The 25,914-nt window shown below is 63.4% G+C and carries 23 protein-coding genes, 1 other RNA gene and 1 pseudogene; 16 read left to right on the forward strand and 9 right to left on the reverse strand.

All coding sequences use genetic code 11. From position 1 onward, the window contains the following. Window positions 1–9: 9 nt before the first annotated feature. From M2427_RS15760 to M2427_RS15775, 4 genes and pseudogenes are all read right to left on the reverse strand, one after another. Window positions 10–1,524, reverse strand: a complete 1,515-nt coding sequence (locus M2427_RS15760; RefSeq protein WP_280707309.1) for a tripartite tricarboxylate transporter permease — start codon at window positions 1,522–1,524, stop codon at window positions 10–12. Between the two features lie 7 nt (window positions 1,525–1,531). After that, complete coding sequence (locus M2427_RS15765) at window positions 1,532–2,293, reverse strand: tripartite tricarboxylate transporter TctB family protein (protein WP_280707310.1); 762 nt, start codon at window positions 2,291–2,293, stop codon at window positions 1,532–1,534. A 94-nt stretch (window positions 2,294–2,387) separates the two neighbouring features. Beyond that, entirely contained in the window at window positions 2,388–2,918 is a 531-nt protein-coding gene (locus tag M2427_RS15770) for a chromate transporter (RefSeq protein ID WP_280707311.1), read from the reverse strand. Then, a pseudogene (locus tag M2427_RS15775) lies at window positions 2,915–3,513 on the reverse strand (chromate transporter). Before M2427_RS15775 ends, M2427_RS15770 begins: the two are co-directional and overlap by 4 nt. Before the next feature lie 73 nt (window positions 3,514–3,586). Between M2427_RS15775 and ssrA the strand changes: the two are divergent. From ssrA to M2427_RS15840, 13 genes are all read left to right on the forward strand, one after another. Then, window positions 3,587–3,962: a transfer-messenger RNA gene (gene ssrA / locus M2427_RS15780) on the forward strand. A gap of 114 nt (window positions 3,963–4,076) precedes the next feature. Continuing rightward, a complete protein-coding gene (locus M2427_RS15785; RefSeq protein WP_280707312.1) occupies window positions 4,077–4,595 on the forward strand; it encodes a ClpXP protease specificity-enhancing factor SspB in 519 nt (172 codons plus the stop codon). A gap of 89 nt (window positions 4,596–4,684) precedes the next feature. After that, complete coding sequence (fumC, locus tag M2427_RS15790) at window positions 4,685–6,112, forward strand: class II fumarate hydratase (protein WP_280707313.1); 1,428 nt, start codon at window positions 4,685–4,687, stop codon at window positions 6,110–6,112. A 280-nt stretch (window positions 6,113–6,392) separates the two neighbouring features. Further along, window positions 6,393–6,581 carry a DUF4169 family protein gene (locus M2427_RS15795; protein WP_280707314.1) on the forward strand — a complete coding sequence of 63 codons (189 nt, stop codon included), beginning with the start codon at window positions 6,393–6,395 and terminating at the stop codon, window positions 6,579–6,581. After that, window positions 6,578–6,832, forward strand: a complete 255-nt coding sequence (locus M2427_RS15800) for a ribbon-helix-helix domain-containing protein (RefSeq protein ID WP_008134463.1) — start codon at window positions 6,578–6,580, stop codon at window positions 6,830–6,832. Before M2427_RS15795 ends, M2427_RS15800 begins: the two co-directional genes overlap by 4 nt. Before the next feature lie 139 nt (window positions 6,833–6,971). Beyond that, window positions 6,972–7,247: a FeoA family protein gene (locus tag M2427_RS15805; RefSeq protein WP_280707315.1), complete on the forward strand. Its 276-nt coding sequence runs from the start codon at window positions 6,972–6,974 to the stop codon at window positions 7,245–7,247. 24 nt (window positions 7,248–7,271) lie between these two features. Next, the gene (locus tag M2427_RS15810; protein WP_280707316.1) at window positions 7,272–9,143 is read left to right on the forward strand and encodes a ferrous iron transporter B; all 1,872 of its coding nucleotides are present in this window, start codon (window positions 7,272–7,274) and stop codon (window positions 9,141–9,143) included. A gap of 376 nt (window positions 9,144–9,519) precedes the next feature. Then, window positions 9,520–9,771 carry a hypothetical protein gene (locus tag M2427_RS15815; protein WP_280707317.1) on the forward strand — a complete coding sequence of 84 codons (252 nt, stop codon included), beginning with the start codon at window positions 9,520–9,522 and terminating at the stop codon, window positions 9,769–9,771. A 636-nt stretch (window positions 9,772–10,407) separates the two neighbouring features. Then, complete coding sequence (locus M2427_RS15820) at window positions 10,408–11,922, forward strand: ATPase domain-containing protein (RefSeq protein ID WP_280707318.1); 1,515 nt, start codon at window positions 10,408–10,410, stop codon at window positions 11,920–11,922. Further along, window positions 11,919–13,622 (forward strand): response regulator, encoded by a 1,704-nt coding sequence (locus M2427_RS15825; protein WP_280707320.1) that lies wholly within the window; start codon window positions 11,919–11,921, stop codon window positions 13,620–13,622. Before M2427_RS15820 ends, M2427_RS15825 begins: the two co-directional genes overlap by 4 nt. A 160-nt stretch (window positions 13,623–13,782) precedes the next feature. After that, window positions 13,783–14,061: a hypothetical protein gene (locus M2427_RS15830; protein ID WP_280707321.1), complete on the forward strand. Its 279-nt coding sequence runs from the start codon at window positions 13,783–13,785 to the stop codon at window positions 14,059–14,061. A 158-nt stretch (window positions 14,062–14,219) separates the two neighbouring features. Beyond that, window positions 14,220–15,206, forward strand: a complete 987-nt coding sequence (locus M2427_RS15835) for an ABC transporter substrate-binding protein (RefSeq protein WP_280707322.1) — start codon at window positions 14,220–14,222, stop codon at window positions 15,204–15,206. Window positions 15,207–16,275: 1,069 nt separating this feature from the next. Next, a complete protein-coding gene (locus M2427_RS15840; RefSeq protein WP_280707323.1) occupies window positions 16,276–16,824 on the forward strand; it encodes a GNAT family N-acetyltransferase in 549 nt (182 codons plus the stop codon). Here M2427_RS15840 and M2427_RS15845 read toward each other — a convergent pair. Beyond that, the gene (locus M2427_RS15845; protein ID WP_280707324.1) at window positions 16,763–17,353 is read right to left on the reverse strand and encodes a TetR/AcrR family transcriptional regulator; all 591 of its coding nucleotides are present in this window, start codon (window positions 17,351–17,353) and stop codon (window positions 16,763–16,765) included. The genes M2427_RS15840 and M2427_RS15845 overlap by 62 nt on opposite strands. A 98-nt stretch (window positions 17,354–17,451) precedes the next feature. Here M2427_RS15845 and M2427_RS15850 point away from each other — a divergent pair, with 98 nt between their 5' ends. Together M2427_RS15850 and M2427_RS15855 are read left to right on the forward strand one after the other, a co-directional pair. Continuing rightward, window positions 17,452–18,189 (forward strand): 3-oxoacyl-ACP reductase family protein, encoded by a 738-nt coding sequence (locus M2427_RS15850; protein WP_280707325.1) that lies wholly within the window; start codon window positions 17,452–17,454, stop codon window positions 18,187–18,189. 114 nt (window positions 18,190–18,303) lie between these two features. After that, a complete protein-coding gene (locus M2427_RS15855; RefSeq protein WP_280707326.1) occupies window positions 18,304–18,666 on the forward strand; it encodes a hypothetical protein in 363 nt (120 codons plus the stop codon). Between the two features lie 53 nt (window positions 18,667–18,719). Here the strand turns inward: M2427_RS15855 and M2427_RS15860 are convergent, their stop codons facing one another. Both M2427_RS15860 and M2427_RS15865 read right to left on the reverse strand, forming a co-directional pair. Next, entirely contained in the window at window positions 18,720–19,256 is a 537-nt protein-coding gene (locus tag M2427_RS15860) for a sterol desaturase family protein (protein WP_280707327.1), read from the reverse strand. Beyond that, on the reverse strand, window positions 19,247–22,618 hold the full coding sequence (locus M2427_RS15865; protein WP_280707328.1) for an adenylate/guanylate cyclase domain-containing protein: 3,372 nt from the start codon (window positions 22,616–22,618) through the stop codon (window positions 19,247–19,249). Before M2427_RS15865 ends, M2427_RS15860 begins: the two co-directional genes overlap by 10 nt. Before the next feature lie 160 nt (window positions 22,619–22,778). Between M2427_RS15865 and M2427_RS15870 the strand changes: the two genes are divergently transcribed. Continuing rightward, window positions 22,779–23,618, forward strand: coding sequence for a class I SAM-dependent methyltransferase (locus M2427_RS15870; RefSeq protein WP_280707329.1), 840 nt, complete (start codon window positions 22,779–22,781; stop codon window positions 23,616–23,618). An 8-nt stretch (window positions 23,619–23,626) separates the two neighbouring features. Here M2427_RS15870 and M2427_RS15875 read toward each other — a convergent pair whose 3' ends face one another. Together M2427_RS15875 and M2427_RS15880 are read right to left on the reverse strand one after the other, a co-directional pair. Further along, window positions 23,627–25,327: a di-heme-cytochrome C peroxidase gene (locus M2427_RS15875; protein ID WP_280707331.1), complete on the reverse strand. Its 1,701-nt coding sequence runs from the start codon at window positions 25,325–25,327 to the stop codon at window positions 23,627–23,629. A 341-nt stretch (window positions 25,328–25,668) separates the two neighbouring features. Beyond that, window positions 25,669–25,914, reverse strand: a complete 246-nt coding sequence (locus M2427_RS15880; protein ID WP_280707332.1) for a hypothetical protein — start codon at window positions 25,912–25,914, stop codon at window positions 25,669–25,671.

Here is a 25,914-nt window from a genome sequence, read left to right on the forward strand (position 1 = left end):
ACGCGCCGCTCAGTTCTCGGATTCGGTGAACACCTCGTCGCGCTTGGCACGCAGCATGGGCAGCAGCGTGAGCACCAGCAAGAAGGCCGCGATCGCGAGCAATACGGCCGAGAGCGGACGCGTCAGGAACACGCTCCAGTCGCCGCGCGAGATCAAGAGCGCACGGCGCAGGTTCTCCTCCATCAGCGGCCCGAGCACCATGCCGAGCAGCAGCGGCGCCGGCTCGAAATCGTGCTTGATCAGCCAATAGCCGACGAGACCGAACACGCCCGCGAGGATGACATCGACGGGTGCATTGTTCACCGAGTAGATGCCGATCGCACAAAAGATCACGATCGATGGGAACATCAGCCGGTACGGCACGCGCAGCAGCCGGACCCAGATGCCGACCAACGGCAGGTTGATGATGATCAGCATGAGATTGCCGATCCACATCGAGGCGATCATGCCCCAGACAAGATCAGGCTGTTTCTGCATCACCTGCGGACCCGGCACGATGCCGTGGATGGTCATCGCGCCGACCATCAGCGCCATCACCGCGTTCGGCGGAATGCCGAGGGTGAGCAGCGGGATGAACGAGGTCTGCGCGGCGGCGTTGTTGGCGCTTTCCGGCGCCGCCACGCCCTCGATCGCACCGCGGCCGAACCGCGACGGATTCCTGGCGAGCTTCTTCTCGAGCGTATAGGCCGCAAACGAGGCGATCACCGCGCCGCCGCCGGGCAGGATGCCGAGGATCGAGCCGAGCGCGGTGCCGCGCAGGATTGCGGGCGTGGAGTCGATCAGGTCCTTCCTGGTCGGCATCAGGCCGGTGATCTTCTGCTGCACGAGATCGCGGTTCATCTCGGCGCCGGCGTCGAGATTGCGGATGATCTCGGCAAAGCCGAACACGCCCATCGCCACCGTTGCGAAGCCGAGGCCGTCGGCGAGCTCCGGGACGTTGAACGCCATGCGCGAGGCGCCGGTCTCGATATCAGAGCCGACCATCGACAGCAGCAGGCCGAACACGATCATCGCGATCGCCTTCAGCACCGAGCCCTTCGCCAGCACGACCGCGAAGATCAGGCCGAGCACCATCAGCGAGAAGTATTCCGCCGGACCGAATGCGAGCGCGAGCTTCGTCAGCGGCGCACCGAGGACGGCGATCAAAACAGTCGCGACACAGCCGGCGAAGAACGAGCCGATCGCGGCGATCGCCAGCGCCGGGCCGGCACGGCCCTGCTTGGCCATGGCGTGGCCGTCGATAGCTGTCACGACCGATGTCGCTTCACCTGGAATGTTGACGAGGATCGAGGTGGTCGAGCCGCCATACTGGGCGCCATAATAGATGCCGGCGAGCATGATCAGCGCGCCGACCGGCGGCAGTCCGAAAGTGATCGGCAAAAGCATCGCGACGGTCGCGATGGTGCCGATACCCGGCAGCACGCCGACCAGCGTGCCGACGAGCGCGCCGATCAGACACATCAGAAGGTTGATCGGAGAAAAGGCGACGACGAAACCGTGAGCGAGGTTGGCAAAAAGCTCCATGACAGCCTCACTGAGCCAGGAAACGTGGGAACATCGGCATCGGCAAACCGAGCACGTAGGGGAAGAGCAGAGCGCATCCGAGCGTCAGGCAGGCGCCGACGATGGCTGCCTCCACCCAGCGCGTCTCATGCGACCCCAGCGCTGCAATCATGAAGCTCACGAATGCCGAGACCACGAGGCCCAGCGGCCGGATCGCCAGGGCGAAGAACACGATCGAGCACATCACGAACAGCGGCCCGCGCCATGAATAATGTGCGAGCGCCGGTCCCTCGTTCAAAAGGCCCGTCAGGGCGATCGCGGCAGACAAGGCCACCAGCAGTCCGCCGAACATCCGCGGCGCGGTGCCCGCACCGAAGGAGAAGCCGCGCATGCCCTGCAGATCGCTCGAGGCCCAAAGCGCGAACAGCGCAAGCGCCATCAGGATGACGCCGCCGATATAGTCCTGTCCCGACTTGATCGTCATGAACAGCGTGACGATCGCCACGGCAAATAGCGGATAGGAATAAATCAGCGCCAGCAAAACGTCCGATGACGCCTTCTTGGTCTCACCGCCGATCGCGCCGAGTAGCGCAGCAGGCGCGCCGGCCGCCAGCGCCGTCGTGTGGCTGATCAGGACGGTGGCCGGACCGCGTCCGGCGCCCCAGCCAAAAATCGTCCCGATCGACCAGATCATTTCGAAAATCTGAGGCGCGAGCGCCAGCAGGCAGAAGCCGAGCGCCACCGACGTGTTCCTGGTGGCTGTTGCCGAGTGGCCCATTGTATCGGCCATGCATGTCTCCTCCGCGACCCGTAAGTCACGAGCACTGTTGTTCTAATCGGCTGGAAATCGATCCCCGCCCCGGATCATTGCGTAGCCATTTTCATCACACAATGCCAGCAAAACCCAACAGGCCGCCTGCGAGCAGAAGCCATAGTGGATTGACGCGCGAGACGGCGGCGATCAATGCAACTGTCGCGGTCAGAAGCAGCGCAGCAATGCTGCGATCGGTCGATTGTGCGAGGATCAAGGCACTCGCCGCCATCAATCCGATCGACAGCGGAACCAGTGCAGCCTGGATCAGGCCGGGCCAAAGCGACTCGCTCGGCCGATTCACGAGCCGGCTGACATAGTAGGCAAGCAGCGCCGTCGGCAGGCACATCGCCAGCGTTGCGGCCAGCGCGCCGGGAATGCCCGCGACCGCATAGCCGATCAGCGTGACAATGAGCACGTTCGGACCCGGCGAGAGCTGCGCGATCGCATAAGCATCCGCGAACTGCTTGTCGGTCATCCAGTGATGCACCTCAACAGCGATGCGGTGCATCTCGGGCACCGCGGCGGCAGCGCCGCCGACGGCGAACAACGACATTAGACCAAAGGTGGAGATCAGCGCCCAGATCGGATTCTCGCTGCTCATGCTGCTACTTTCCGTCGCATCACATAGGTGACTGCGATACTGAGCGGGATCGCGACCAGCAGAACCGCCTGCAACGGCCAGCGAAACACCCCAATGGCTGTGAACACGCCGAGCATCAGGATCAGCACGACGACATCCATCCGCTTGAGCAGCGGCGTCATCATCCTGAAGACGACGGCAATCAACAGGCCGACTGCGGCGCAGGAGATGCCCGCGAGACTACGACGCAGCACCTCCACATCGCCGAACCGGGCATAGATGATCGCGAGCACGGTCATGATCAGCGTCGGCGGCAGCAACAGCCCGGTGAAGGCGGCAACACCGCCGGCGATGCCGCGCAGCTGCGCGCCGAACACCATTGACAGGTTGACGATGTTGGGCCCGGGCAGGAAATGGCAGAGCGCAAGTTGAACTCCTCCGCGGTCATCCAGCGGTGCTGGTCGACGATGGCATGCCGGGCAAACACCAGGACGCCGCCGAAGCCAGCCAGCGACATCCGGGCGAAAGCCAGGAACAGCGCAAGCAGGCCGGGCGGAGGGGCGTGGACGGCGGGGATATCCGGCTCTTGGGCGGCCGGTGCTGAATCCGGGGACATGTCAGAAGCTTAGAACGAAGGCCCTTGCCCGGCCAAGACTATCGAGCCCCTATCCAAAGGGAACCGCGCCAAACCCCTGTCTTTCTAAACCTTTGCCCCCTATATTGGGGGTGCCGGTTCGCCGGCTATGGAAATAAACGGTCGTCGCAATAAACCATTCGGACCCGGGGGCGGTACCCGGCGCCTCCACCAAAGCTCATCGTTCGGCGGGCTTGGCCCACTGGCAAGTGAGCTTCGGCGGGGGCGAAATAGGATCGACGAGGGCGTAAAGGGCGTACTTTTTCCCGGTATTGTTCCGCCGTTATCGGGCTACTGCAATAGTTGCCAACGACAACTTTGCTCCGGTTGCTCAGGCTGCGTAACGCAGTTTGAAAGACCATCTTAAAGTCCTAACGGGTTAAGCTCCGTTAGGCGGGGTTCGGAGGCACCTGGCAACAGAAGCCTCCACTTACCTTTGATTTCCTTTCCGGCGGGGACTCCTGCTGACCCGTCAGGCGCGGTACTATTGCGGCTTGGCGAGTCGGGCCGGCAGGGTCCGGCTCCAGGAATGCAACAGGACCACCATGGCGACCGATCATATCCGATACGATGTGCTGGCACGGGACGCGCTGCGCGGCGTGCTGCGCAAGGTGCTGACCGATGCCGCGGCCCATGGCCTGCCGGGTGAGCATCATTTCTTCATCACCTTCGTGTCGAAGGCCGAGGGCGTGAAGCTGTCGAGCCGGCTGCTCGCCCAATATCCGGAAGAGATGACGATCATCCTCCAGCACCAGTTCTGGGACCTGACCGTGCTTGAGGACCGCTTCGAAGTCGGCCTATCCTTTGGCGGCATCCCCGAGCGGCTGATCGTGCCGTTCAGCGCCATCAAGAGCTTCCTCGATCCGTCGGTGAAATTCGGCCTCCAGTTCGATACGTCCGACGTCGCCGAGGTGGCAGGCGAGACGCTGCCTGCGACCCCGGCCCCTTCAGCCGTCGCGGTGCCCGCACCGGCCGCGGAGCCTGCAGAGACTGCGGAAGAACCGCCCCCGCCGAACCAGGGCGGCGCCGAAGTCGTTCGGCTCGATCGTTTCCGCAAGAAATGATCCAGGTTGGGCGCGAGACGGTCGCGCCCGGCCCAACTCCCTATATAGAAGAGCACATGAACGGGCCGTGCGGTGTTTCGCGCGGCAGAATGGATGTGCTCATGGCCAAAGCTACGAAGACCGCCCGCCCCGCCACCCGCATCGAGACCGACAGCTTCGGTCCCATCGAGGTCCCCGCCGACCGCTATTGGGGAGCGCAGACCGAACGCTCGCGGCAGAATTTCCGGATCGGCATCGACCGCATGCCGATTTCGCTCGTGCACGCGCTCGGCATCGTCAAGCTCGCGGCCGCACAGTCCAACCTCGAGCTCGGCTTGCTCGACAAGCGCAGAGCCGGCGCGATCATCCGCGCCGCGCACGAGGTGATTGAGGGCAAGCTCGACGACCACTTCCCGCTTGTGGTGTGGCAGACCGGCTCGGGCACCCAGAGCAACATGAACCTCAACGAGGTCATCGCCAACCGCGCCAATGAGCTCCTGGGCGGCGAACTCGGCGCCAAGAAGCCGGTGCATCCCAACGACCACGTCAACATGAGTCAGTCGTCGAACGACTCCTTCCCGACCGCAATGCACATCGCGGCCGCAAGCCGCGTCAATGCCGATCTCGTCCCCGCGCTCGGCGAGCTGCATCGCGCGCTGCGCAAGAAGGAGAACGAGTTCGCGAAAATCGTGAAGATCGGCCGCACCCACACCCAGGATGCGACGCCGCTGACGCTCGGCCAGGAATTTTCAGGCTATGCCGCGCAGGTCGAGAGCGGCATCGCGCGGCTCAAGGTCGCAGTGAAGGATCTCTATCCGCTGGCGCAGGGCGGCACCGCCGTCGGCACCGGCCTCAACTCCAAGCCGCGCTTCGCAAAACTGTTCGCAAAGCACGTTGCCGGGATTACGAAGCTGCCCTTCACCAGCGCCGCCAACAAATTCGAGGCGCTGGCGTCGAACGACGCCTATGTGCTGGCGCACGGCGCCATCAATTCTGTCGCAACAGGCCTGTTCAAGATCGCCAACGATATCCGCCTGCTCGGATCTGGCCCACGCTCAGGCCTCGGCGAACTGATCCTGCCGGAGAACGAGCCGGGCTCGTCGATCATGCCGGGCAAGGTCAATCCGACGCAGTGCGAGGCGATGACCATGGTGTGCTGCCAGGTGTTCGGCAATCACACAGCGATCACGGTCGCCGGCAGCCAGGGCCATTTCGAGCTCAACGTCTACAAGCCCGTGCTCGCCTACAACATGCTGCACTCGATCCGCCTGGTGGCGGACGCCGCGCGTTCATTCACCGAGCATTGCGTCAGCGGCATCCGCGCCGACCAGAAGCACATCCAGGAGCTGATGGAGCGTTCGCTGATGCTGGTGACCGCGCTCGCACCGAAGATTGGCTACGACAACGCCGCCAAGGTGGCCAAGACCGCACATGCCAATGGCACAACGCTGAAGGAGGAGGCGCTGCGGCTCGGCTTCGTTTCGGCCGACGAATTCGACCGCCTGGTGCAGCCGGAGAAGATGACCCGGCCCGGATAAATTCCGAATTCCGATAGTCATCCGTAATGATACGGAGCCCCAAAGGCTCATAAATATAAGGTTTAGAGGACAGGATTTGATTACCGTCAATGTTGCGGCGGGGACGCGTGCTACGCAGAGCCTCTCCGCCCTCGACGGGGCGAAATTCATCGTTTGATGGCCCTCGAGGCCGATTGACGAGGACGAGCGAATGACGATCAAGTCTTGTGGGGCGCAACGCGGCGCCCTGTTTCTGGAAGTTTCATCCGGCCCGAAGAGGAGAGGATGATGGAGACGCGGCATGGGGAACGTCATCAACCTGAATCGTTTCAGGAAGCGCGCCGAGCGGGAAGCCTCGGCGAAGCAGGCGGACGCCAACCGAACGAAGTTCGGGCGCACGAAGGCCAAGCGATCGGTGGAGGAGAAACAGGCGGACCAGGCGCAGGCACATCTGGACCAGCACCGGATCGATCGCGAGGAGCAGCCATGAAGTCGCCGGTCGTGAAGCGTTCGATCGTGGTCGCCGGCCACAAGACCAGCGTCAGCCTGGAAGAGGCGTTCTGGAACGGCATGAAGGAGATCTCGGGCCTGCGCAACATGACGCTGTCCGAGCTCGTCGGCGAAATCGACGGCGCCCGCCAGCAGGGCAATCTGTCCTCGGCGATCCGTCTGTTCGTGCTCGACTACTTCAAGAGCCGCGCCATGGCCGCCATCCAGCCGGACAAGGTCCCGGCGCAGTAGCGCCAAGGATCAACGCCAGGGATCATCACTGGGGCGCTCTGCCCACGGCTTCGTGATCTGCACTTTAAAATCCCTCTAAGGTGCAGTTTCCACGGGCATGCGCGCTTGACCTCAATGCCTTGCGTTGAAAATACAGGGCATGACCGATACCCATGATACGCGCCGCGAGATGCCGCTGGGCCTGGCCCAGCGCGGCTATACCGGCGTCATCCAGCACCTCTCCGCCAAGGACGCGGGCTCAGCCCTCTCGGACATCGAGCTCGAGAGCCGGCTGATCGAGCTCGGCTTCGTCGAGGGCGCGCGGGTCGAGGTCCTGCACGAGGGGCTGGTCGGCCGCGACCCGATCGCCGTGCGTGTCGACAACAACACCATCGCGGTCCGCCGCCGCGAGGCCATGGCCATCATCGTCGCCTAGAAGCGCGGCCGGAAATTTGATTCCATGGAATTACCCCTTCTGCATCTCGCCCTGGTGGGCACGCCAAACAGCGGCAAGACGTCGCTGTTCAATGCGCTGACCGGCAGCCGGCAGAAGGTCGCGAACTATCCGGGCGTCACCGTCGAGCGCAAGGAAGGTTTCTTCGTCACCCCCTTGGGACGTCAGGTCTCCGTCGTCGACCTGCCCGGCACTTATTCGCTGCGCGGCCGCAGCCCGGACGAGGAGATCACCCGCGACTTCGTGCTCGGCAAGGCCACCGGCGAGACCGTGCCCGACCTCGTGCTGTGCGTGGCCGATAGCACCAATCTGCGGCTGACCATCCGCCTGCTGCTGGAGCTGAAGCGCACCGGCCGGCCGATGATCCTCGTCCTCAACATGTTCGACATCGCGAGCCGCCGCGGCATCTCGGTCGACGTCGTCAGGCTCGCCAAGGAGCTCGGCGTGCCCGTGGTCACCTCGATCGCGGTGCGTAAGGGCGGCACCGCCGATCTGTTGAAACTGACCGACGATATCTCGGCCAAGCTCGCCGCTGAGCCTGCGGAAAACAGCTGGCGCGCGCTCAGCGTCTCCGAGCTGCGCGCGACCCAGCGCGAGGCCGACCGCATCATCTCGGACTGCGTCAGCCTGCCAAGTCGCCCCGACACGCTGACCGCGCGGATCGATGCCGTGGTGCTTCATCCGGTCGGCGGCCTGATCGTCCTGGCGGCCATCCTGTTCGTGATGTTCCAGGCGGTGTTCGCCTGGGCGCAGCCGCTGATGGAGCTGCTCAACTCGGGCTTCGATGCGCTGGGCGAGTTCGTGCACGCCACCCTGCCCGCCGGCCTGTTGCAGAGCTTCCTGCAGAACGGCGTGATCTCGGGCGTCGGCAGCGTCATCGTGTTCCTGCCGCAGATCATCATCATCTTCCTGTTCATCCTGCTGCTGGAAGATTTCGGCTACATGGCGCGCGCGGCGTTCCTGATGGACCGCATCATGGGCGGCGCAGGCCTGCACGGCCGCGCCTTCATCCCGCTGCTGTCGAGCTTTGCCTGCGCCATTCCCGGCATCATGGCGACGCGCGTGATCGACAACAAGCGCGACCGGCTGACCACGATCCTGATCGCGCCGCTGATGACCTGCTCGGCGCGCATTCCCGTGTACACGCTGATCATCTCGGCGTTCATTCCGGCCAAGGATGTCTGGGGCTTCATCAATCTGCAGGGTCTGGTGATGTTCGGCCTCTATGCGACCGGCATAGCCAGCGCGCTGGCCGTCTCGTTCCTGATCAAGTTCTTCATGCTGCGCGACTACGCGCCGGCACCGTTCATGCTGGAGTTGCCGGACTACAAGGTGCCCAGGCTGAAATCGATCGCGATCGGCGTCTTCACCCGCGCAAAGATGTTCCTGCAGCGCGCCGGCACCACGATCTTCTCGATGATGGTGCTGATCTGGTTCCTGGCCTCGTTCCCGCAGCCGCCCGCGGGCTCGACCGAGCCGGCGATCGACTTCAGCCTAGCTGCCATCATCGGCAAGGCGATCGAGCCGCTGCTCCGTCCCGTCGGCTTCAACTGGCAGATCGCGGTCGCGCTGATCCCGGGCATGGCGGCGCGCGAGGTCGCGGTCGCAGCGCTCGGCACGGTCTATGCGATCGAGGGTGGCAAGGAAGCGGCCGAGCAGATCGGCCAGGTGCTGGCAACGAAATGGTCGCTGGCGACCGCGCTGTCGATGCTCGCCTGGTACATCTTCGCTCCGCAATGCGCTTCAACGCTCGCCGTCATCCGGCGCGAGACCGGAAGCTGGGGCTGGATGGCGACGACCTTCGCCTACATGCTGGTGCTGGCCTATGCGGCGAGCTTGTTGACCTACAATGTCGCGGTCGCGCTGGGCGCGGGATAGCCTCTCTCAAAACCAAGGTCGCGAAAACAACCCCCTGCACAGTAGACAGGGGTTGTGAAATCAATGGCTTACATGACTGCGAGTCCGTAGCCCGGGAGGAGCCAACGGGTCGCGCGAATGCGCGCCCCGATGACGGGATTCGGAAAATCCGTTGACCCGTCGGGCAAAACAGAAGTAGGATAGTATTGTCGGCAGATGCGACACACGCGAATGCAAATCGCGCCGCATCGCGCAACCTCTTCCGAACCGGCGCAACGGCCGGCGTGAGGTTGATCTACATCAACGTGATCGATCCCCGGGACAACAGGCTGTGGTCGGCGCACGTGAAACGACGCTCGTCGTCTTCGTGTCGCACACGCCAAGGGGAGAGATCATCATGCGTATTTCGATCAAGTCCATGACCGTTTCCGGAATTGCTGCCAGCGCCCTGCTCGGACTTGCGGGCGTCACGTTCAATCCGGCACCGGCCGCCGCAATCGTGTATTGCACGTATGTCGACTATCCCGTCGGTTGCGTCGCCAGGGCCGGCGTCGTGCTGCGGCCGCGGCCGGTCGCGCGCGCGGCGGTCCGTCACAATGTCGGCGGCAACGCCAATGGCGGCGTCAATCGTATTGGTGCTGGGCGCTAGGTCTCACTTGCAGGCCGCCATCCTAGCGACATGTCGCGCTGGTGATTGCCGGGTCGAATTCATGATCGGAAGTTGCGCAGTGGCAGGTTGAAACCCGTGCAGCTTCCGCTTTCAAGGATGGCGCAAGGTCGTCCCAAGATGCCGCTGTTGGCGTATTTCTGGAAGGTTGGCGCGGCGTTGCTCGCACTCCTGTTCGTTGCAGACTTTTGTCCGCCCAAGGCGCCGGTCGCCGAAAGAAAAAGAGTGTCGATCGGCCGACCACAACGATCAGCGTCATATCGTGCTTCTGGACGGGCAGCAGCTCGCCGCGCTCGACCGCCGCAACTGAGCTTTGCCGAATCCATCGGTGCGCAGAATGCGCTCTGGTTGACCTCTCGGGCACGAGGCCGGCCGCCGGCAAATCATTCGGAAAAATCGGTTGATCTGTCGGGCACGATGGCATCAGGGAACGATCAGAGCATTCAGAAACCTGTTGTGTTCAGTTTTGAACGTGAAGCAACTCAAATCAGCATCACATGTCTAGGCGTACCAAGAGTGCCAAACGTCGGGAACACGAGCCCGGTCTAAGAGTTCCTATCCGGGCCTTCCATGGACCAGCCCTTCAGGCCGATGGCGGGCTTTGGATAAGAGGATTTAATGACTGGTTCATCCCCGGCTGTTCCAGCCAGCGACCTCAAGGATCTAGCTAGAGTTTCGACCGGCAGCGTAGGCCTAGATGATATTCTGGGCGGCGGCTTCGATGCCAATCGGATGTATCTTTACGAGGGACGACCCGGCACCGGAAAAACCACCCTGGCGCTGCAGTTCCTGCTCAAGGGCGCCGCCAGCGGCGAACGCGTGCTCTACATCTCCCTATCTGAAACCAAGCGCGAGCTGGCCCTGGTCGCGCAGCGACACGGCTGGTCGCTGGACAATGTCGACATCTTCGAGCTGGTCCCGCCGGAAACGACGCTCGATCCCGAGCGGGAACTTACGGTATTCCATCCCGCTGAAATGGAATTGGGCGAAACGACCAGCCTGATCATCAAGGCGGTGGAACGAATTAACGCGACCCGCGTGGTGCTCGACAGCCTGTCTGAACTGCGCCTGCTTGCCCAGAATCCGCTCCGCTACCGGCGCCAGGTTCTCGCCCTGAAGCATTTCTTCACCAACCGCAATTGCACTGTCGTGCTGCTCGACGACCTCTCATCTGCGCAGGACGACCTGCAACTGCATTCGATCGCGCATGGCGTCGTCATGCTCGAACAGCTTGCCCTGGCTTATGGCGCGGAGCGGCGCCGGCTCCGCGTGATCAAGATGCGCGGAATCCGGTTTCGCGGCGGCTTTCATGATCTAACAATCGAAAGCGGCGGCCTGCGCATATTCCCGCGCCTCATCGCGGCAGAACACCACACGCCGTTCCGCAGCGATATTACTCCGAGCGGCAATGCGGAATTCGATCAGCTGCTGGGCGGAGGGCTCGAGCGCGGCACCAACGCACTCCTGCTGGGTCCTGCCGGTGTCGGGAAATCCTCTCTCACCCTGACCTATGCGATAGCGGCCGCTCAACGCGGCGAACACGTCGTATTCTTTGCGTTCGACGAAGGCCGCGGAACGGTTGAAGCCCGGTCCAGAACGCTCGGCCTGCCGCTCGAAAAATACATCGAATCGGGACACATCCGGTTTCAGCAGATCGATCCAGCTGAGATGTCGCCAGGCGAGTTCGCCGCCAATGTGCGCAATAGCGTCGAGCACGACAAGGCGCGTGTCGTCATCATCGACAGCCTCAACGGCTATTTGAACGCAATGCCGGACGAGCGGTTTCTCATCCTGCAGATGCATGAACTCCTGAGCTACCTGGGCCAGCAGGGCGTGCTGAGCATTCTGGTTCTCGCTCAACAGGGGCTGGCGGGTCCAATGGAGACGCCAATCGACCTCAGCTATTTGAGCGACGCAGTGATCATGCTGCGCTACTTCGAGCTGGCCGGAACGGTGCGGCGGGCCTTGTCGATCGTCAAGAAACGCAGCGGCCCTCACGAGCATACCATTCGGGAATTTCAGTTGGGCAGCACGGGCATCAAGCTCGGGCCGCCGGTCAGGGAATTCAGCGGCATTGTTTCGGGTAGTCTGCGCTATGCCGGCATTGAGACGCCGGAAGGATCCGCAGGATGAACGCCGGCCGCGATAATCAAGTTCTCGTGCTTGCTCCAATTGGTCGCGACGGACAGGCGTCCGTCGAACTTTTCCTCAATTCGAGCCTCCAGGCGATCAATTGCCAAAGCCTCACCGAACTCGTCGACGAGATGACGGCCGGCGCAGGCGCCGTCTTCCTCGCCGAAGAAGGTCTGTTCGGGCAGGACACCGCGCCGCTGGCGCAATGGATCGAAAGCCAGCCGCCATGGTCGGATTTTCCCTTCGTCGTGCTCACCAGCCATCGAGAACACCCGGCCGTGGTCGCCTGGCGCCGCAAGATCGTTGCCATGCTGCGAAACGTTTCCCTGCTGGAACGGCCGGTGCAGCCGATGACCCTGACCAGTGCCGTTCAGTCCGCGCTGCGCGCGCGACAGCGCCAGTACGAGATCCGGGCGCTCCTCGCGGCACGCGAACAGACGGCTCAGCAGCTTGAAAAGCTCGTGGTTGACCGCACGCACGCGCTGGCGGAGGCCAACGAGCAATTGCGCCTCGAAATGAACGAGCGCGCCCGGGTCGAGGAAACTCTTCGCCAGGCCCAGAAGATCGAAGCCATCGGCCAGCTGACCGGCGGCGTTGCTCACGACTTCAACAATCTGCTGATGGTCATTTCCGGCGGCCTTGACATGCTGGACCGGCAGACCGATCCGGCCCGCCGCCGCCGACTGATGGATGGAATGGCGCAGGCCGCCCGGCGCGGCGCCGGCCTGACCAAACAGCTGCTCGCTTTCTCTCGGCGACAGAAGCTCAGACCCGAGGCCGTCGACGTCGCCTACCAGATCGGCGGCATGCGCGAACTGCTAGACCGCAGCCTGAGAGGCGACGTGCATGTCGAGTTCGATTTTCCGGATTCGCTGTGGCCGGTCGAAGTCGATCCGGGCGAGCTCGAGCTGGTCATTCTCAACCTCGCCGTCAATGCGCGCGACGCGATGCCGAATGGCGGTACAATCGTTGTGCGCGGCGAAAACCTGCCCGATCTCAACGACGAGCAGATCGCCGGCGATTTCGTAAGGCTCTCCGTCATCGACAGCGGAACCGGCATGGCTCCGGAGATTCTCTCGCGGGTCTTCGAACCGTTCTTCACGACCAAGGACGTGGGAAAAGGCTCCGGTCTTGGGCTCGCCCAGGTGCACGGGTTCGCAACGCAGTCACGTGGCACGGTGCGCATTCGATCGGACCTCGGCCGGGGCACGAGCATCGAGCTCTATCTGCCGCGTTCGTTCAATACGCCTGCCAAGGATAGACACCTCATCGATCTCGACAGAGCGCGGCCGAGAAGGAGCGCCCATGGCCGCATCCTTCTGGTGGAAGACGACGACGAGGTTGCGGCACTTGTAAGTGAGATGCTCGACCAGCTCGGTTACGAAGTCACGCGTGCCGCGAGCGCGGCGGCAGCACTCGGGGCGCTCGCTGACGGTCGCTCCCTCGACCTGATCTTTTCGGACGTCATGATGCCGGGCGGCATGAACGGGGTCGAGCTGGCGCGCGAGATCAAACGGCGACGCAGCGACATGCCTGTCCTTCTGACCAGCGGGTACTCGGAAGCAGCAGCCCAGGATGCGGCGTTAGCGGGCGTTCAGATTTTGGCGAAGCCCTATCATATCGATGAGCTTGCCGCTGCACTCAACGCGGCGAAGTCAGACGGGCTGCAGGCCGACTCCAGGCGTTCCCTCGGCTATTGATCTCGCCTTTCAGACGACTCACGCGCTCGTTCCGACATAGCGCGTTGTTAACGTTGACCTATGTCAGCATGGTCGAACTTTCCGACAACAGGCTGCGTTGGCCCGAGATGAAACGACGCTCGTCGTCTTCGTGTCGCACACGCCTAGGGGAGAGATCATCATGCGTATTTCGATCAAGTCCGTGATCGTTTCCGGAATTGCTGCCAGCGCCCTGCTCGGACTTGCAGGCGTCACGTTCAATCCGGCACCGGCCGCCGCAATCGTGTATTGCACGTATGTCGACTATCCCGTCGGTTGCGTCGCCAGGGCCGGCGTCGTGCTGCGGCCCCGGCCGGTCGCGCGCGCGGCGGTCCGTCACAATGTCGGCGGCAACGCCAATGGCGGCGTCAATCGCATTGGCGCAGGCGCTAGTCACGTGAACCTCAAGTTCGCCACATAAAGTCTGCTGAGCTTTGTGGGAGAAGCGTTTGACGGAAGCCAAGATCTGGTCTGCGGGCATCGGCGGCCCCCAACAAGTTTCCGTCAACGCCCTCGCGTCTTCCAAGTGCAGGGTTTGGTCGGTTACACTGCCGCATACTGATGAACGCGGGGACTGGAATGCGGCGGCGTGAATTTATTGGCCTTGCAGGCGGTGCGGCGGCATGGCCGCTCATCGCAAAAGCTCAGACAGACAGATCAATGCGACGGATCGGCGTTCTGTTCGGAGCGAGTGAGGGGGATCCGCAGGTCACGAAATATCTGGAAGCGTTCAGCTCCGGACTGCGGCAACTCGGCTGGATTGAAGGTCAAAACATCGAGATCGATTACCGCTGGGCGCGGGGCAGCATCGACCGGGCCCGATCCCTGGCGAAGGAGTTGGTCAGCACTTCTCCCGCGCTGATCCTGACCACCGGGACGGAGCCGGCGCTGGCCCTGCGCGAAACAACCGCAACAGTGCCGGTCGTATTCATCAACGTCACGGACCCTGTTGCCGGAGGTCTGGTCGCCAGCCTGGCGCGACCATCGGGTAACATCACCGGGTTTACGCCCTTTGAGTACGATATCGGAGGAAAGTGGCTCGGCTTGCTCAAGGAGATGTCGCCGCGCCTGACACGGGTTGCGATGCTTGGCGATCCCGTCAATCACAACTTCAGGGGATTCAAGGCGTCATTCGAGACGGCCGCGCAGTCGCTGTCAATTGAACCGATTTCTATTGCCGTCCACGGCGCAGAAGACATCGAGCGCGGAGTTGGTTCGTTTGCTGCTGAAGGCGACGGCGGATTAATCATCACGGCCGCAACTTTCTCGAACGTCCATCGCGCACTGATCGTAAATCTCGCCAACACCAGGAAATTGCCTGCGATCTACTGGAATCGCGTTCAGGTGGCTGCCGGCGGCCTGATGTCGTACGGGCCGGATACGGCTGACCTGTTTCGCAGTTCCGCGACCTACGTCGATCGTATCCTGAAAGGCGAAAAACCCGCGGACCTTCCGGTGCAGGGGCCGACCAAGGTCGAACTGATCATCAACGCCAAAACAGCAAAAGCAATCGAACTTACCGTACCGCCAGCTATTCTCGCCCGCGCCGACGAGGTGATCGAGTGAGAGCGCTATTTGCTGCGGCGCATGGGTCCGTTAACGGACCCGGAACGGACGCAGCTGCCGCAGCGTGCTACGGTGCCTCCTGGTGTGAGCGGAACTGTTGGAATGACAAGTGCCAATATGGATCACGTCAAACTGTGGCCGACTGCGTGGGCCACAGTTTCCGGTTATTTTGATCATCCTTTGGAGCGGACCGTTTGGTCTGGTCTTCTTGGGCGCGCCCATCTTGCTCCTGGTGTGGGCCTGCTCAGCACTACTCGCCTCAGGTCTAGCAATTGTTTCAGCACGTGCCCATAACTGGCGGCGAGCCATTTCGATGTCAGTACTGCCACTCGCCACGCTTATCGCAATCGCTAATGCCGGTACCGTTTGGTCGCTCGCAATGGACACTGGGGAGAGGCTCCATTTCCAAGTCATGCGCCGGAGCTATCTCGTGGATGTGGCGAACCTTCCGTCTGCTGGCGAACCTCGGTTCGCGATATGGAACTGGGGTGGATTTGGAACTGGCCACGGTGTTGCCTACGACGAGAGCGATGAAATAGCCTTGTCGGAGCAATCGCCCGCGTGGAAAGAGAGGGTTGCGAATACAGAGGTTGGAATGTGCGGCGCATGGGGCACGCCGCTGGGGGAGCATTTCTACCTCGTTGGGACTGGCTGCTGATAGCAGCCCTTCTCGCTCCGACGAACCTTTGCCCTCTTCAAACCGAATGGCCGTTCCTGGCCCATCGCGACATCATGCACTGCCCCACTAACTTGGCCGCTGTTGGGGCATAGCGGACATCGCCTTCCCTGTCATGCCGCTGTGTTGATGAGTGCATGGCCTAGTTCGGTCATGGACCGAAATGCGCCCGCGTCCGGCAACGATCAAGGCGCCACGCGCGCCCTTGACGGGGCCTTGCCCCACCCGCATTCTCTCAGCGAGCTCGGAATGGCGACCGCGTCGGACGCGATGGTCAGTCGAATTCACCTATCGGCGCGGCGGCGAAATCTACGACGAGAAGGCGCCCGCCGACGTCGTGCGAAACCAGCGCACGATGGAAACATCGAAACTCCAGCCCTCCAATTCACTTTCATGGATCAATTCAGCACCAAGCGGCTGACTGGCGAAAGGCTGAACGAAACCCACCTCGCCGACCTCGTCGCACTCCATCTCGATCCCGATGTCTCCCGCTATCTCGGCGGCGTGCGCTCGGCCGAGGTGACGAAGACTTATCTTGCGACCAACATGGCTCATTGGGAGCAGCACGGTTTTGGTCTCTGGGCCTTGCGCACGAAGGACGGCGTCTTCGCCGGGCGAGCGGGACTCCGGCATATTCTCGTGGACGACATTGACGAGATCGAGATTGCCTACACGTTCAGACGCGATCTCTGGGGCCAGGGATTTGCCAGCGAGATCGCGACCGCGCTGACCGACATTGGGCTGTCGCAGCTGAAATTGCCGTCCCTCATCGGCCTCGTCTTCGTCGAGCATGGCGCCTCGCGGCGCGTGCTCGAGAAATCAAACTATTCGTTCGAGAAGTACACGATGCATCATGACGAAGCCGTCGTGATCTACCGGATCAACCGCCCGGCCATGCGGCCATTGCCGCCTTCGCCACAGCGCTCAACTCCGCCTGCGTAGCTCCGTCCTTGGCCTGGATGGCCATCCCTTCATAGACGCTGAGATAGAGCCGACTCAGGGCCTCGGTGTCCGTGGCGGCCGGGAGTTCGCCGCTGGCCGTCGCAGCCGCGATCCGGGCGCGCAGGTTGCCGAGCATCTCGAGGCGAACCTTCCTGACTGCGCGGGCGATGGGCGCCGGCCAATCATCGCTGACGGCGCCGAGTACGGCCATGCAGCCGGCCGGCGCGATCCGCGATTTCGGCAATATCTCGGCCGCCGCGGTCAGCAGGTTCGCGATGCCCTCACGGGCAGTAGCGCCTTCGCCAAGCCGGTCCCACACCGGAGGCGCCTCGGTCGCGACGTAATGCTCGAAGGCCGCGAGATATAGCGCCTCCTTGCTCTCGAACGCCGCATAGAGGCTCGGCGAGCGCACGCCCATGGCCTCGCACAGATCGTTCATCGAGGCTGCCGCATAGCCCTTGCGCCAGAACAGCAGCATCGCGGCCTCCAGCGCCGCCTCGCGATCAAATTCCCGTGGCCGTCCCGCCATGACGTCTCTTTCTGTAGTAATCAACACATAATTCACTTGACGGAGGCGATCAAGATCCCAGATATTCTGTGTCGATCGTTACAGAATAGGAGATTACGATGACGCTGACGGGAAAACGGGCCCTGGTGACGGGCGCAAGCAGGGGTATCGGCGCGGCGATCGCAAAGGCGCTCGCCGCCGAAGGCGCCGATGTCGCAATCACTTACGAAAAGTCCGCGGACAGCGCCGCGAAGGTCGTCGATGCCATCAAGGCGTCCGGCCGGAAGGCCGTGGCGATCCGGGCAGACAGCGCCGATGTCGCCGCGGTCCAGGCCTCGGTCGACAAGACCGTCGCCGTCCTGGGCGGGCTCGATATTTTGGTCAACAACGCCGGCATTCTGCGCCTGGGCAGCCTCAACGACATCTCGCTCGCGGACATCGATGCGCTGCTTGATGTCAACGTCCGTTCCCCGATCGTCGCGAGCAAGGCCGCGCTGCCCCACCTCGGCAAGGGCGGGCGCATCCTCACCATCGGCAGCTATTTCGCCGACCGCGTGCCGGCGCCGGTGCTTGGGCTCTATTCGGCCTCGAAGTCGGCGTTGATAGCGTTCACAAAGGGACTGGCGCGGGAGCTCGGTTCCAAGGACATCACGGTCAATCTGGTGCAGCCGGGCTCGATCGACACCGATATGAACCCGGCGCATGGCCCGACCGCGGAGACGCTGAAGCAGTTCATGGCGCTCGGCCGCTACGGCGCGCCTGAGGACATCGCCAACGCGGTCGCGTTCCTGGCGAGCGAGAAGGCGAAGTACATCACCGGTTCGACGTTGACCGTCGATGGCGGCGCGAACGCGTAAGCTCCAGAGGGAACGCAGCCGGGCATAAAGACCGGCTGCGCTCTCGTGACTTCATTCAAATTTCGCGCGCGAATTTGAATGGCGTTCCGACAATCGACTGTCTATGGTCGGACCATGTCACGCCTTCTATGTCTATTCGTTGCTGTCGTTCTGTCGCTGCTGCCGGTCGCCGCGCCGGCTGCATCAGTCCACAAGAAGCCCAAGCAGAGCTGGCACGGTTACGGCTTCCTGCCGGGCTATCACCAGCCGCTCAGCAACAGCCAGCCGATCTTCATGCAGAAGAACGGGTTTCGGCGCTACGCGCGCGAAAACCAGCGCCCATGGTATATCGATCCCGTGCCGAGCTATTACCGCTACTTCGACGGCGAATGGCGCTATTTCGGCCGGCCCGGCTTCGGCGGCTCGCGCTACAATGGCGGCAGCTTCGGTCCGTGCTGGACGCGGACGCCGATCGGCATGATCTGGAATTGCGGCTGAACGGCGCGCTGCGCCTTTGCCCACCCTACAATAGCGCGATCCGCGGTGAACAATCATTCGGAACAATAGGTTCCGAACACGCGATCCCACATGCTGGTGACCACGCCGAAATTGCACGGCCGCTTGCCGTAGTGGTGGCGCGTGTGGCGGCGCTTCAGGCGCCAGAGATAGCCGCCGCGCTTAACCGGATGATGATGAATGATGTGGTGGAGCGCACCGAAATAGATGTAGCCCAGCATCAGCCCCGCGGTGACGGTGCAGGCGCTGCCGAACCCGACCAGCAGCCACACCGGCAGCAGCGATCCCAGGCAGATCGAGCCCAGGCTCAGCCAGAGCGGCGAGCCGACCAGCGCGCGCGGATCGGTATGATGAATGTCATGCAGGGCGGCGAGAAAAGCCGGTCCATGCAAGGCAAAGCGGTGAATGACGTATTCGGCGAGGCTCCAGAGCAACAGCCCGCTTGCGAAACCGATGACCGCCTCGTCCCAGCGCAGCGGCTCCTTCAACAGCAGTGCGACCGCGACCAGCGCCGCGCTCGCCAGGGGATAGAAGACGAAATCGGCGAAGTACAAGAACTTTTTCAACTGCATGGGCTTGTCTTGCTGGAACGCTCCATGGCCGCCCGTGCTTCGAAAATCTCCGGCAACTCCTGTGCGTTGGTGAAATTCCCGACCACCGGGCCGAGCACGCTCCGCGCCTGCGCGTCCGTTCCGCTGGCCTGATACAATCTGGCGAGCGAGAGCGCGGCGCGCAGCTCGTAGGTCGCGGTTCTCTGCGCCCGCGCGGTCTCGATGGCCTGGGTGAAAGCCGTCTCCGCAGCGACGATATCGATCGGGTCCTTGCGCAGCAGCAGCTCGCCGCGCCAGCGCTGAATCTCCGGGGTGAACCATTCCTGTCCCGTTCGCTCCACCTCGAGCAGCTGCTCGTCGAGGATTGCGAGCGCCTCGTCGAACTGACCTTCGCACGCCTTTGCTTCCGCAAGCAGCGTCCAGGTCAGCGGCACGTAGAGCCCGGTCGCCATCTTTCCGACCAGCGGCAGCGCGATCGAATCTTCCATCTCCTTGAGCCCGGCGGCCCGTTCGCCTAGATGGCAACGGATCCAGCCGTTCCAGAATTTGCCGGCGCGCGTGTAGAGCAGCAGACCGTGCTCGCGGCTGAGCTCGATCACGGCATCGACATGCGGCCTGGCGCGCGCGGGGGTGCCGCGCATCGCCTCGAGCACGATCTTGTGGAAATGCGCGTAGACCATCGTCGCGATGTGGCCGCTGTCGGTGGCGCGGCGGATCGCCTCCTGCGCCAGCTGCTCGGCGCGATCGACCTCGCCGAGCGGCCACAGCACCAGCGCGAGATAGATCGCCGCAGCGATACCGTAATCGTGGCCGTACAGGAATGCCAGATTGCGATCGTGCTCGTCGCGGTAGATGGTGAGCGCGTGCTCGAGATGCCGCTTGGCATCGACGAAATTCCCCTCGAACCAGCGCGTCATGCCGCAGACGCGCTGCGCGATCCCCGCTTCCGGCGCGTCGGGCCGGTCGGCGGTATCGTGCAGGAAGGCCTCTGCGAGCTCCTGCATCGATCCGAGCTCGCTGCGAACCAGGCTTCCGACCCACAGGCCGTAGACGGCGGCAAACCGCTCCGGCGCCCCCTTGAGACCGGAGGCGAGCTCGCGCGCGCGCGAGAACGCGACCGACGTCTCCGGCGCACCATAGCCGCGCGTCGCGATCAGCGCGTTGCCGTAGGCGATCTGCAATTGCAGCCGGCGGCTCTGCCCCGAGGGGCTTTCGCTCAAGCCCTCCGCAAGGCCGATCGCCTTGGCCAGATGCGCGATCGCCTCGTGACAGGCCGAGCTGCGCAAGGACCGGTCACCCGCCTTGCCCCACCACTCCACCGCGTCCTCGACCAGACCTGCCTGCGTCAGATGGTGCGCCGTGATTTCGGGGGCGGCAGCGGCGGCATCGGGGAATTGCTCCTGCAGCACGCCTGCGATCCGCTCGTGCAATCGGCGCCGGCTGCTCTTGAGCAGGCTCTCATAGGCGGTGTCCTGCACCAGCGCATGCTTGAAGACATAGGCGCCTTCCGGCGCGGACCTGCTGCGGAAGATCAGCTCGGCGGCTTCGAGCTGCGCAAGCCTCGTGTCGAGCTCGGCATCGTCCTTGTCGGCGATGGCGCGCAGCAGCACGTCGGAGAATTCGCGGCCGATGACCGCGCAGATTTGCGCGACCTCCTTCGCCGGCCCGAGCCGGTCGAGCCGCGCCATCAACGAATCCTGAAGCGTCGCGGGAATCGACAGCCGCGGCAGGCTGCCGGCAATCTTGTAGCGGCCGCCGGCTCCGCGCTTGAGGATGCCCATCTCGAGCACGGTGCGGGTCAACTCCTCGACGAACAGCGGGATGCCATCGGTCCGCGTCGCGATCTGCGCCACCAGCTCGGATGGGACCGCGCGGCTTCCGATCACATCAGTGATCATGCGCTCGACATCGGTCTCCCCGAGCCGTCCGAGCTCCAGCGTCGTCAGATTGGCCGGGCCCATCCATGGCAGCGTGAATTCGTTGCGGAACGTCAGGACGAGCAGCAGGCGAAGCTGGTCGGCCAGCCTGACCGCGAGCCCGAGCAGCTCGAGCGAGGTCGCATCCGCCCAATGCAGATCCTCGACGATGCAGACCACCGGCGCCCCGGCGGAAAGGCGCTGCAAGCGCTGGATCAGCGCGGCGAGCGTGTTGCGACGCAGCTGTTGCGGCGTCCAGGCGAGCGGCGGATAGCGTCCGTCGGTTGCGATCGAGAGCAGGTCCGCAAACAGCGGCACCAGCGACGGCGTCTTCAGATCGTTGCGCCCGAGCAGCGCTTCGAGCTTGCGCAGTTTCTGCGCGTTGCTGTCGCCGCCACCGATCTTGGCCGCCCGCTGCAGCTGCGTGATGACGGGATAGAGCGCGCTGGCGCGATGATGCGGCGAGCATTGATAGCGCAAGCGGATGTGCGGCTCCGCGCCGATCCGCTGATCGAGGAAATGTTCGGCCAGCCGTGACTTGCCGATACCGGGCTCGCCCGAGATCAGCACGACCTGGCCCTGGCCGCGCCAGGCCCGCTGCTTGCACTCGGCCAACCGCTCGAGCTCGTGCTCGCGGCCGAAGAAACCTGCGAGGCCGGCGGCATGGTGGGCCTCAAAGCGGCTCGCCAGCGGCGACGGACGATCCACCGCCCAGACATCGACCGGCTCGCTGAATCCCTTGATCACACGCGTACCGAGCTCGCGCAGCTGGAACAGGCTGCCGAGCAGCCGGCGCGTCGAGGCCGCAATGATGACGGAGCCGGGATCGGCGAAGGCCTGCATACGCGCCGCAAGATTGGGCGTCTCGCCGATCACTTCGAGCCGGCTGGAGGCGCCCTTCGCAAAGAGATCACCGACGACGACGAGCCCGGTCGCAATCCCGATCCGCACCTCGAGCTGCAGGCCCGGCTGCACGTCGATGGCGCGGACCGCCGCGGTGATCTCGAGCCCGGCGCGGACCGCGCGCTCGGCATCGTCCTCGTGCGCGGACGGATAGCCGAAATAGGACAGGATGCCGTCGCCCACCAATCGCGAGACGATGCCGTCATAGCTGGCGATGACCGCGGTCGCGGCCTCGCGATAGGCTTGCAGGATTTCGCGCATCTCCTCGGGATCGAACTGCTGCGACAGCGCTGTCGACCCGACGAGGTCGCAGAACATGATGGTGAGCTGCCTGCGCTCGGCGCCCGCGTCGATCGCCGGTGCAAGCAGACGCGCCTTCGGAACGTCCAGCTCAGCAATGGAACGCAACAGCCTCCGCCGGTGTCCCAGCACGACGCCCATGGTCGCGAGATCGCGATCCGTAATCTCGGAAAGAATGTCGAAATCAATGCCGTGGTCGGAAAAGGACTTTAGGTATTGAGGGAGGCCGACCTTCTCCAACCAGGCGGCAACCTGCCCAGTCATCACGCGGGTCCAGCATTATCTATACTAAACTTAAAGTATAGCCCCCGTCGGATTGAAGTCAATCGTGGTACGCAAGCGTCGCCATTGTTGACGCATCGAACGCGCTGGCCCATGCTTTATGGTGGAAGCGTTCCCCATTTTCGCGCGAGAGTATCCATCCGTGAAGCAGGATCCGTATCCGACAGCGGCAAACCCGATTCATTCGGCCGTCGTAAAACTGTTTTATTCGCGCGCCGCGCGGCAGCTTTTCACCAACGCCTGGTACTCCCTGCTCAGCAATCTCGACCGCGACGCCGCGATCCGCTTCCTCAACTACGGCTATGCCTCGCTGAACGGCGAGCAGGTGGCGCTGCAGGCCGCTGACGAGCCCGATCGCTATGCGATCCAGCTCTACCATCACGTGGCATCGGGCGCCGCGATCGGCGGCAAGGATGTGCTGGAGGTCGGCAGCGGCCGCGGCGGCGGCGCGTCCTACATCGCGCGATATCTTGGCCCGCGCAGCTACACCGGGCTCGACATCTGCAAGCCGGCGATCCGTTTCAGCAAGGCGCGCTATGCCGACCAGGGCAACCTCGCATTCCAGGTCGGCGATGCGCTGAGCCTGCCGTTCGCGGACGAGAGCTTCGACGTCGTGATCAACGTCGAGAGCGCGCAGCATTATGGCGACATGGGACGCTTCCTGGACGAGGTGCATCGCGTGCTCAGGCCGGGCGGCGCGTTCCTGATGGCGTGTTTCGAAGACCGGTCCAAGGACGTGTACCCGCGCGAGTCCTTGCAGAAATCGCGCTTGCGCCTCGTCAGCGAGGACGACATCACGCCGAACGTCGCACGCGCGCTGGAACTCGACGGTGCGCGGCGAACGGCACTGGCGGACGAGATCGTGCCGCGGGTGCTGCTCGGCGTGTCGCACGAATTCGCGGGCATTCCGGGCACGCAATTGCACGCCTCGTTCGCGAACGGCACCTGCCCCTATTACTGCTTCACCTGCCGCAAGGACTGAGCGGCCGCTCAGAGCGTCTTGAGATATTCGATCAGCGCCTTGCGATCGTCCTCGGTCATGTCGGTTCCGTAGAGGTGACCGGCGTTGGAGTTGCCGCGGATCGTCGTGTCGAACAGGAACGCGCCCGGACTTTGGGCCTTGGTATCGTATCCCACGATGTCAGGGTTGAACTCCCAATTGCCGATATAAAACGTCTTCGGCCGCAGGTTAGGGGGCAGCAGGAGATCGTTCAGCGACGGCACCGAGCCGTTGTGCAGATAGGGCGCCATCGCCCAGATGCCGTTGAGCGGCCTTGCCCGGTAGGCGAGCGGCGCCCTGAACTGATTTGGACGGCCGCAATTGATCTCGGCGGCACGGGCCGCATTCTCCTTGGACCGGCCGATCCACAGTGCGGCGATGTTGCCGGTGAGAGCCTCGGCGGCCTTGTAGTTGGACATCGCATCCGGACCGCCGATCTTCGACAATGCGATCTTGCGGCGGTTGAACGTCGTCGCCTGCTCGGGATCGGTGCCGATCCGGCCGAGGTCGACCAGCGGGACCTGGATCTCGCTGCAGCCGTCGGAAGCTGCATCAGAGGGCGCGGCTTCGTGGCAATTCGCGCAGGCGCTGACATAGACGAGCTGGCCGCGCAGCGCCCGCTTCTGGTCGAGCGCGCCGAGAATGGTCTCGGGCCAGTGCGGAGAGCGCAACTCCATCAGCTTGCGCTGCCCCCAGACGACGTTCTCCATCTGAACCCCGTGCATCACGTCGGGCCCGAGCATCGTCGCGTCGTGCTTGATGGGCGCGAGCACACCGAGTGCCTCGACGATGTTGCGCGTCAGCGGCTGCCGGATCGAGGCATTGTACAGCACCCAGTTGAAGCGCGGCGTATCCCACAGCGCCGGATACCGCACCGGCGCCGTCAGATGCGCGAAGTTTCTGGTCTCGCCAATGTCCGTCGGATCGCCCGGCAGCCTGAACGGCCCCGCCAGAAGCTGGTTCAGGCCGGCCCCGTGCGCATCGAGCCGGCCCGCCCCGCCCGCCGTATCGCCCGAATTTCCACCGACGACCTGGTTGAACATCGCGGCCGCCTTCAACACGCCGCCGAAGCATTGCAATCCGCTCTGCACGTCGGCCTGCGGCGCCTTCACACGCGCCATGAAGCGCTGTCGGGCTCCGTTCTGATCCACGAGAACCGCGCCGATCGACCCGACCAGCTGCCCGACGAATGAATCGATATCGATATGGGCAGGGCCCCCCTCGATGCGGATCTGCTGGCCGCGATAGCTGACCTGGCCGGTGTGACAGCCGGCGCAACCAAGGCCGAGCCAATCGCCTTTCCAGCAGGCGTGCCGGCCATCGGGAATATCCACCGGCGTGCTGTAGAGTCCGATGGCAAGGCCATCAGGATTGGCGGTGCTGACGGGCTCGGTCAAAAAACCCAGCCGCTGCAAATTGTCGGGCGCCTTGATCAGCGCGGTTTGTCCTCCCTGCTGCCCTGGCTGCTCCAGCGCGACAAACCATTCATAGGGAATCAGCGCCGTGCCTTGCGAGATGAAATGCCAGCGATCGGCGGTCTCATCGCTCCAGCCCTGTTGCAGATGGACCGGACCGCCTGCTGCGGGCTTGTCTTGATATTTGTCTTGAGGCTTGTCCTCTGCCAAAGCGGAAACGACAGCGGCGAGAAGGGTCGCGGCGGCAAACAATTGTACGCGCACATCAAATTTCATCGTCGGCTCCAATTTCTGTGAAGCTCATCAATCATGACGGCGACAGGGCCGCCGCTACCCGGCAATCAGCAATCGTCCGCCCCGGTGGCACCGTATGCAGCACCGGAGCTCTTCCAGAAATTTTCATGCAAGGAACAACGCGCAAACCCCGTTGCTCGCGGCCGTCTTTCGGCGCCCGCAAGCGGAGGCTACATCACGACAGAGATAAGCGCAAAGGTAGAAATGGGACAATAAGACGCGCGGCCGAGACCCGAAGAGTCCGGCGCGCGCTTCTGCGACTGTTACAAATGATCAGATCGCCCGGCTGCCGACACGATCGGGACGCGTGGCGGCTTTGCTTGCTACCGGAAATACCCCAGCACCAGATCGGTATCCGCGCTGCCCGGCACCGTGCCGTTCAGCTCGGCGTCGATGACGCGGCGGCAGGCGTCGATCGCGGCGTGGTCGCCGAGGTCGTTGGCGGCTTCGAGCACGAGCCAGGCGGCGTCGACCGTGGCCTTTTCCGGAGCCGCTCCGCCCGTCTCGGCGGAGAGGTTGCTGGTGAGACTCTTGTTCTTGCGAATCGCGGTGCCGAATTGAGGCAACAT

This window comes from Bradyrhizobium sp. BR13661, from assembly GCF_029892425.1.
Lineage (GTDB): Bacteria > Pseudomonadota > Alphaproteobacteria > Rhizobiales > Xanthobacteraceae > Bradyrhizobium.

Coding starts and splice junctions, on each gene's coding strand:
- M2427_RS15760 (WP_280707309.1), bottom strand. CDS start 1,524: ATGGAGCTTTTTGCCAACCTCGCTCACGGTTTCGTCGTCGCCTTTTCT.
- M2427_RS15765 (WP_280707310.1), bottom strand. CDS start 2,293: ATGGCCGATACAATGGGCCACTCGGCAACAGCCACCAGGAACACGTCG.
- M2427_RS15770 (WP_280707311.1), bottom strand. CDS start 2,918: ATGAGCAGCGAGAATCCGATCTGGGCGCTGATCTCCACCTTTGGTCTA.
- M2427_RS15785 (WP_280707312.1), top strand. CDS start 4,077: ATGGCGACCGATCATATCCGATACGATGTGCTGGCACGGGACGCGCTG.
- fumC (WP_280707313.1), top strand. CDS start 4,685: ATGGATGTGCTCATGGCCAAAGCTACGAAGACCGCCCGCCCCGCCACC.
- M2427_RS15795 (WP_280707314.1), top strand. CDS start 6,393: ATGGGGAACGTCATCAACCTGAATCGTTTCAGGAAGCGCGCCGAGCGG.
- M2427_RS15800 (WP_008134463.1), top strand. CDS start 6,578: ATGAAGTCGCCGGTCGTGAAGCGTTCGATCGTGGTCGCCGGCCACAAG.
- M2427_RS15805 (WP_280707315.1), top strand. CDS start 6,972: ATGACCGATACCCATGATACGCGCCGCGAGATGCCGCTGGGCCTGGCC.
- M2427_RS15810 (WP_280707316.1), top strand. CDS start 7,272: ATGGAATTACCCCTTCTGCATCTCGCCCTGGTGGGCACGCCAAACAGC.
- M2427_RS15815 (WP_280707317.1), top strand. CDS start 9,520: ATGCGTATTTCGATCAAGTCCATGACCGTTTCCGGAATTGCTGCCAGC.
- M2427_RS15820 (WP_280707318.1), top strand. CDS start 10,408: ATGACTGGTTCATCCCCGGCTGTTCCAGCCAGCGACCTCAAGGATCTA.
- M2427_RS15825 (WP_280707320.1), top strand. CDS start 11,919: ATGAACGCCGGCCGCGATAATCAAGTTCTCGTGCTTGCTCCAATTGGT.
- M2427_RS15830 (WP_280707321.1), top strand. CDS start 13,783: ATGCGTATTTCGATCAAGTCCGTGATCGTTTCCGGAATTGCTGCCAGC.
- M2427_RS15835 (WP_280707322.1), top strand. CDS start 14,220: ATGCGGCGGCGTGAATTTATTGGCCTTGCAGGCGGTGCGGCGGCATGG.
- M2427_RS15840 (WP_280707323.1), top strand. CDS start 16,276: ATGGATCAATTCAGCACCAAGCGGCTGACTGGCGAAAGGCTGAACGAA.
- M2427_RS15845 (WP_280707324.1), bottom strand. CDS start 17,353: ATGGCGGGACGGCCACGGGAATTTGATCGCGAGGCGGCGCTGGAGGCC.
- M2427_RS15850 (WP_280707325.1), top strand. CDS start 17,452: ATGACGCTGACGGGAAAACGGGCCCTGGTGACGGGCGCAAGCAGGGGT.
- M2427_RS15855 (WP_280707326.1), top strand. CDS start 18,304: ATGTCACGCCTTCTATGTCTATTCGTTGCTGTCGTTCTGTCGCTGCTG.
- M2427_RS15860 (WP_280707327.1), bottom strand. CDS start 19,256: ATGCAGTTGAAAAAGTTCTTGTACTTCGCCGATTTCGTCTTCTATCCC.
- M2427_RS15865 (WP_280707328.1), bottom strand. CDS start 22,618: ATGACTGGGCAGGTTGCCGCCTGGTTGGAGAAGGTCGGCCTCCCTCAA.
- M2427_RS15875 (WP_280707331.1), bottom strand. CDS start 25,327: ATGAAATTTGATGTGCGCGTACAATTGTTTGCCGCCGCGACCCTTCTC.
- M2427_RS15880 (WP_280707332.1), bottom strand. CDS start 25,914: ATGTTGCCTCAATTCGGCACCGCGATTCGCAAGAACAAGAGTCTCACC.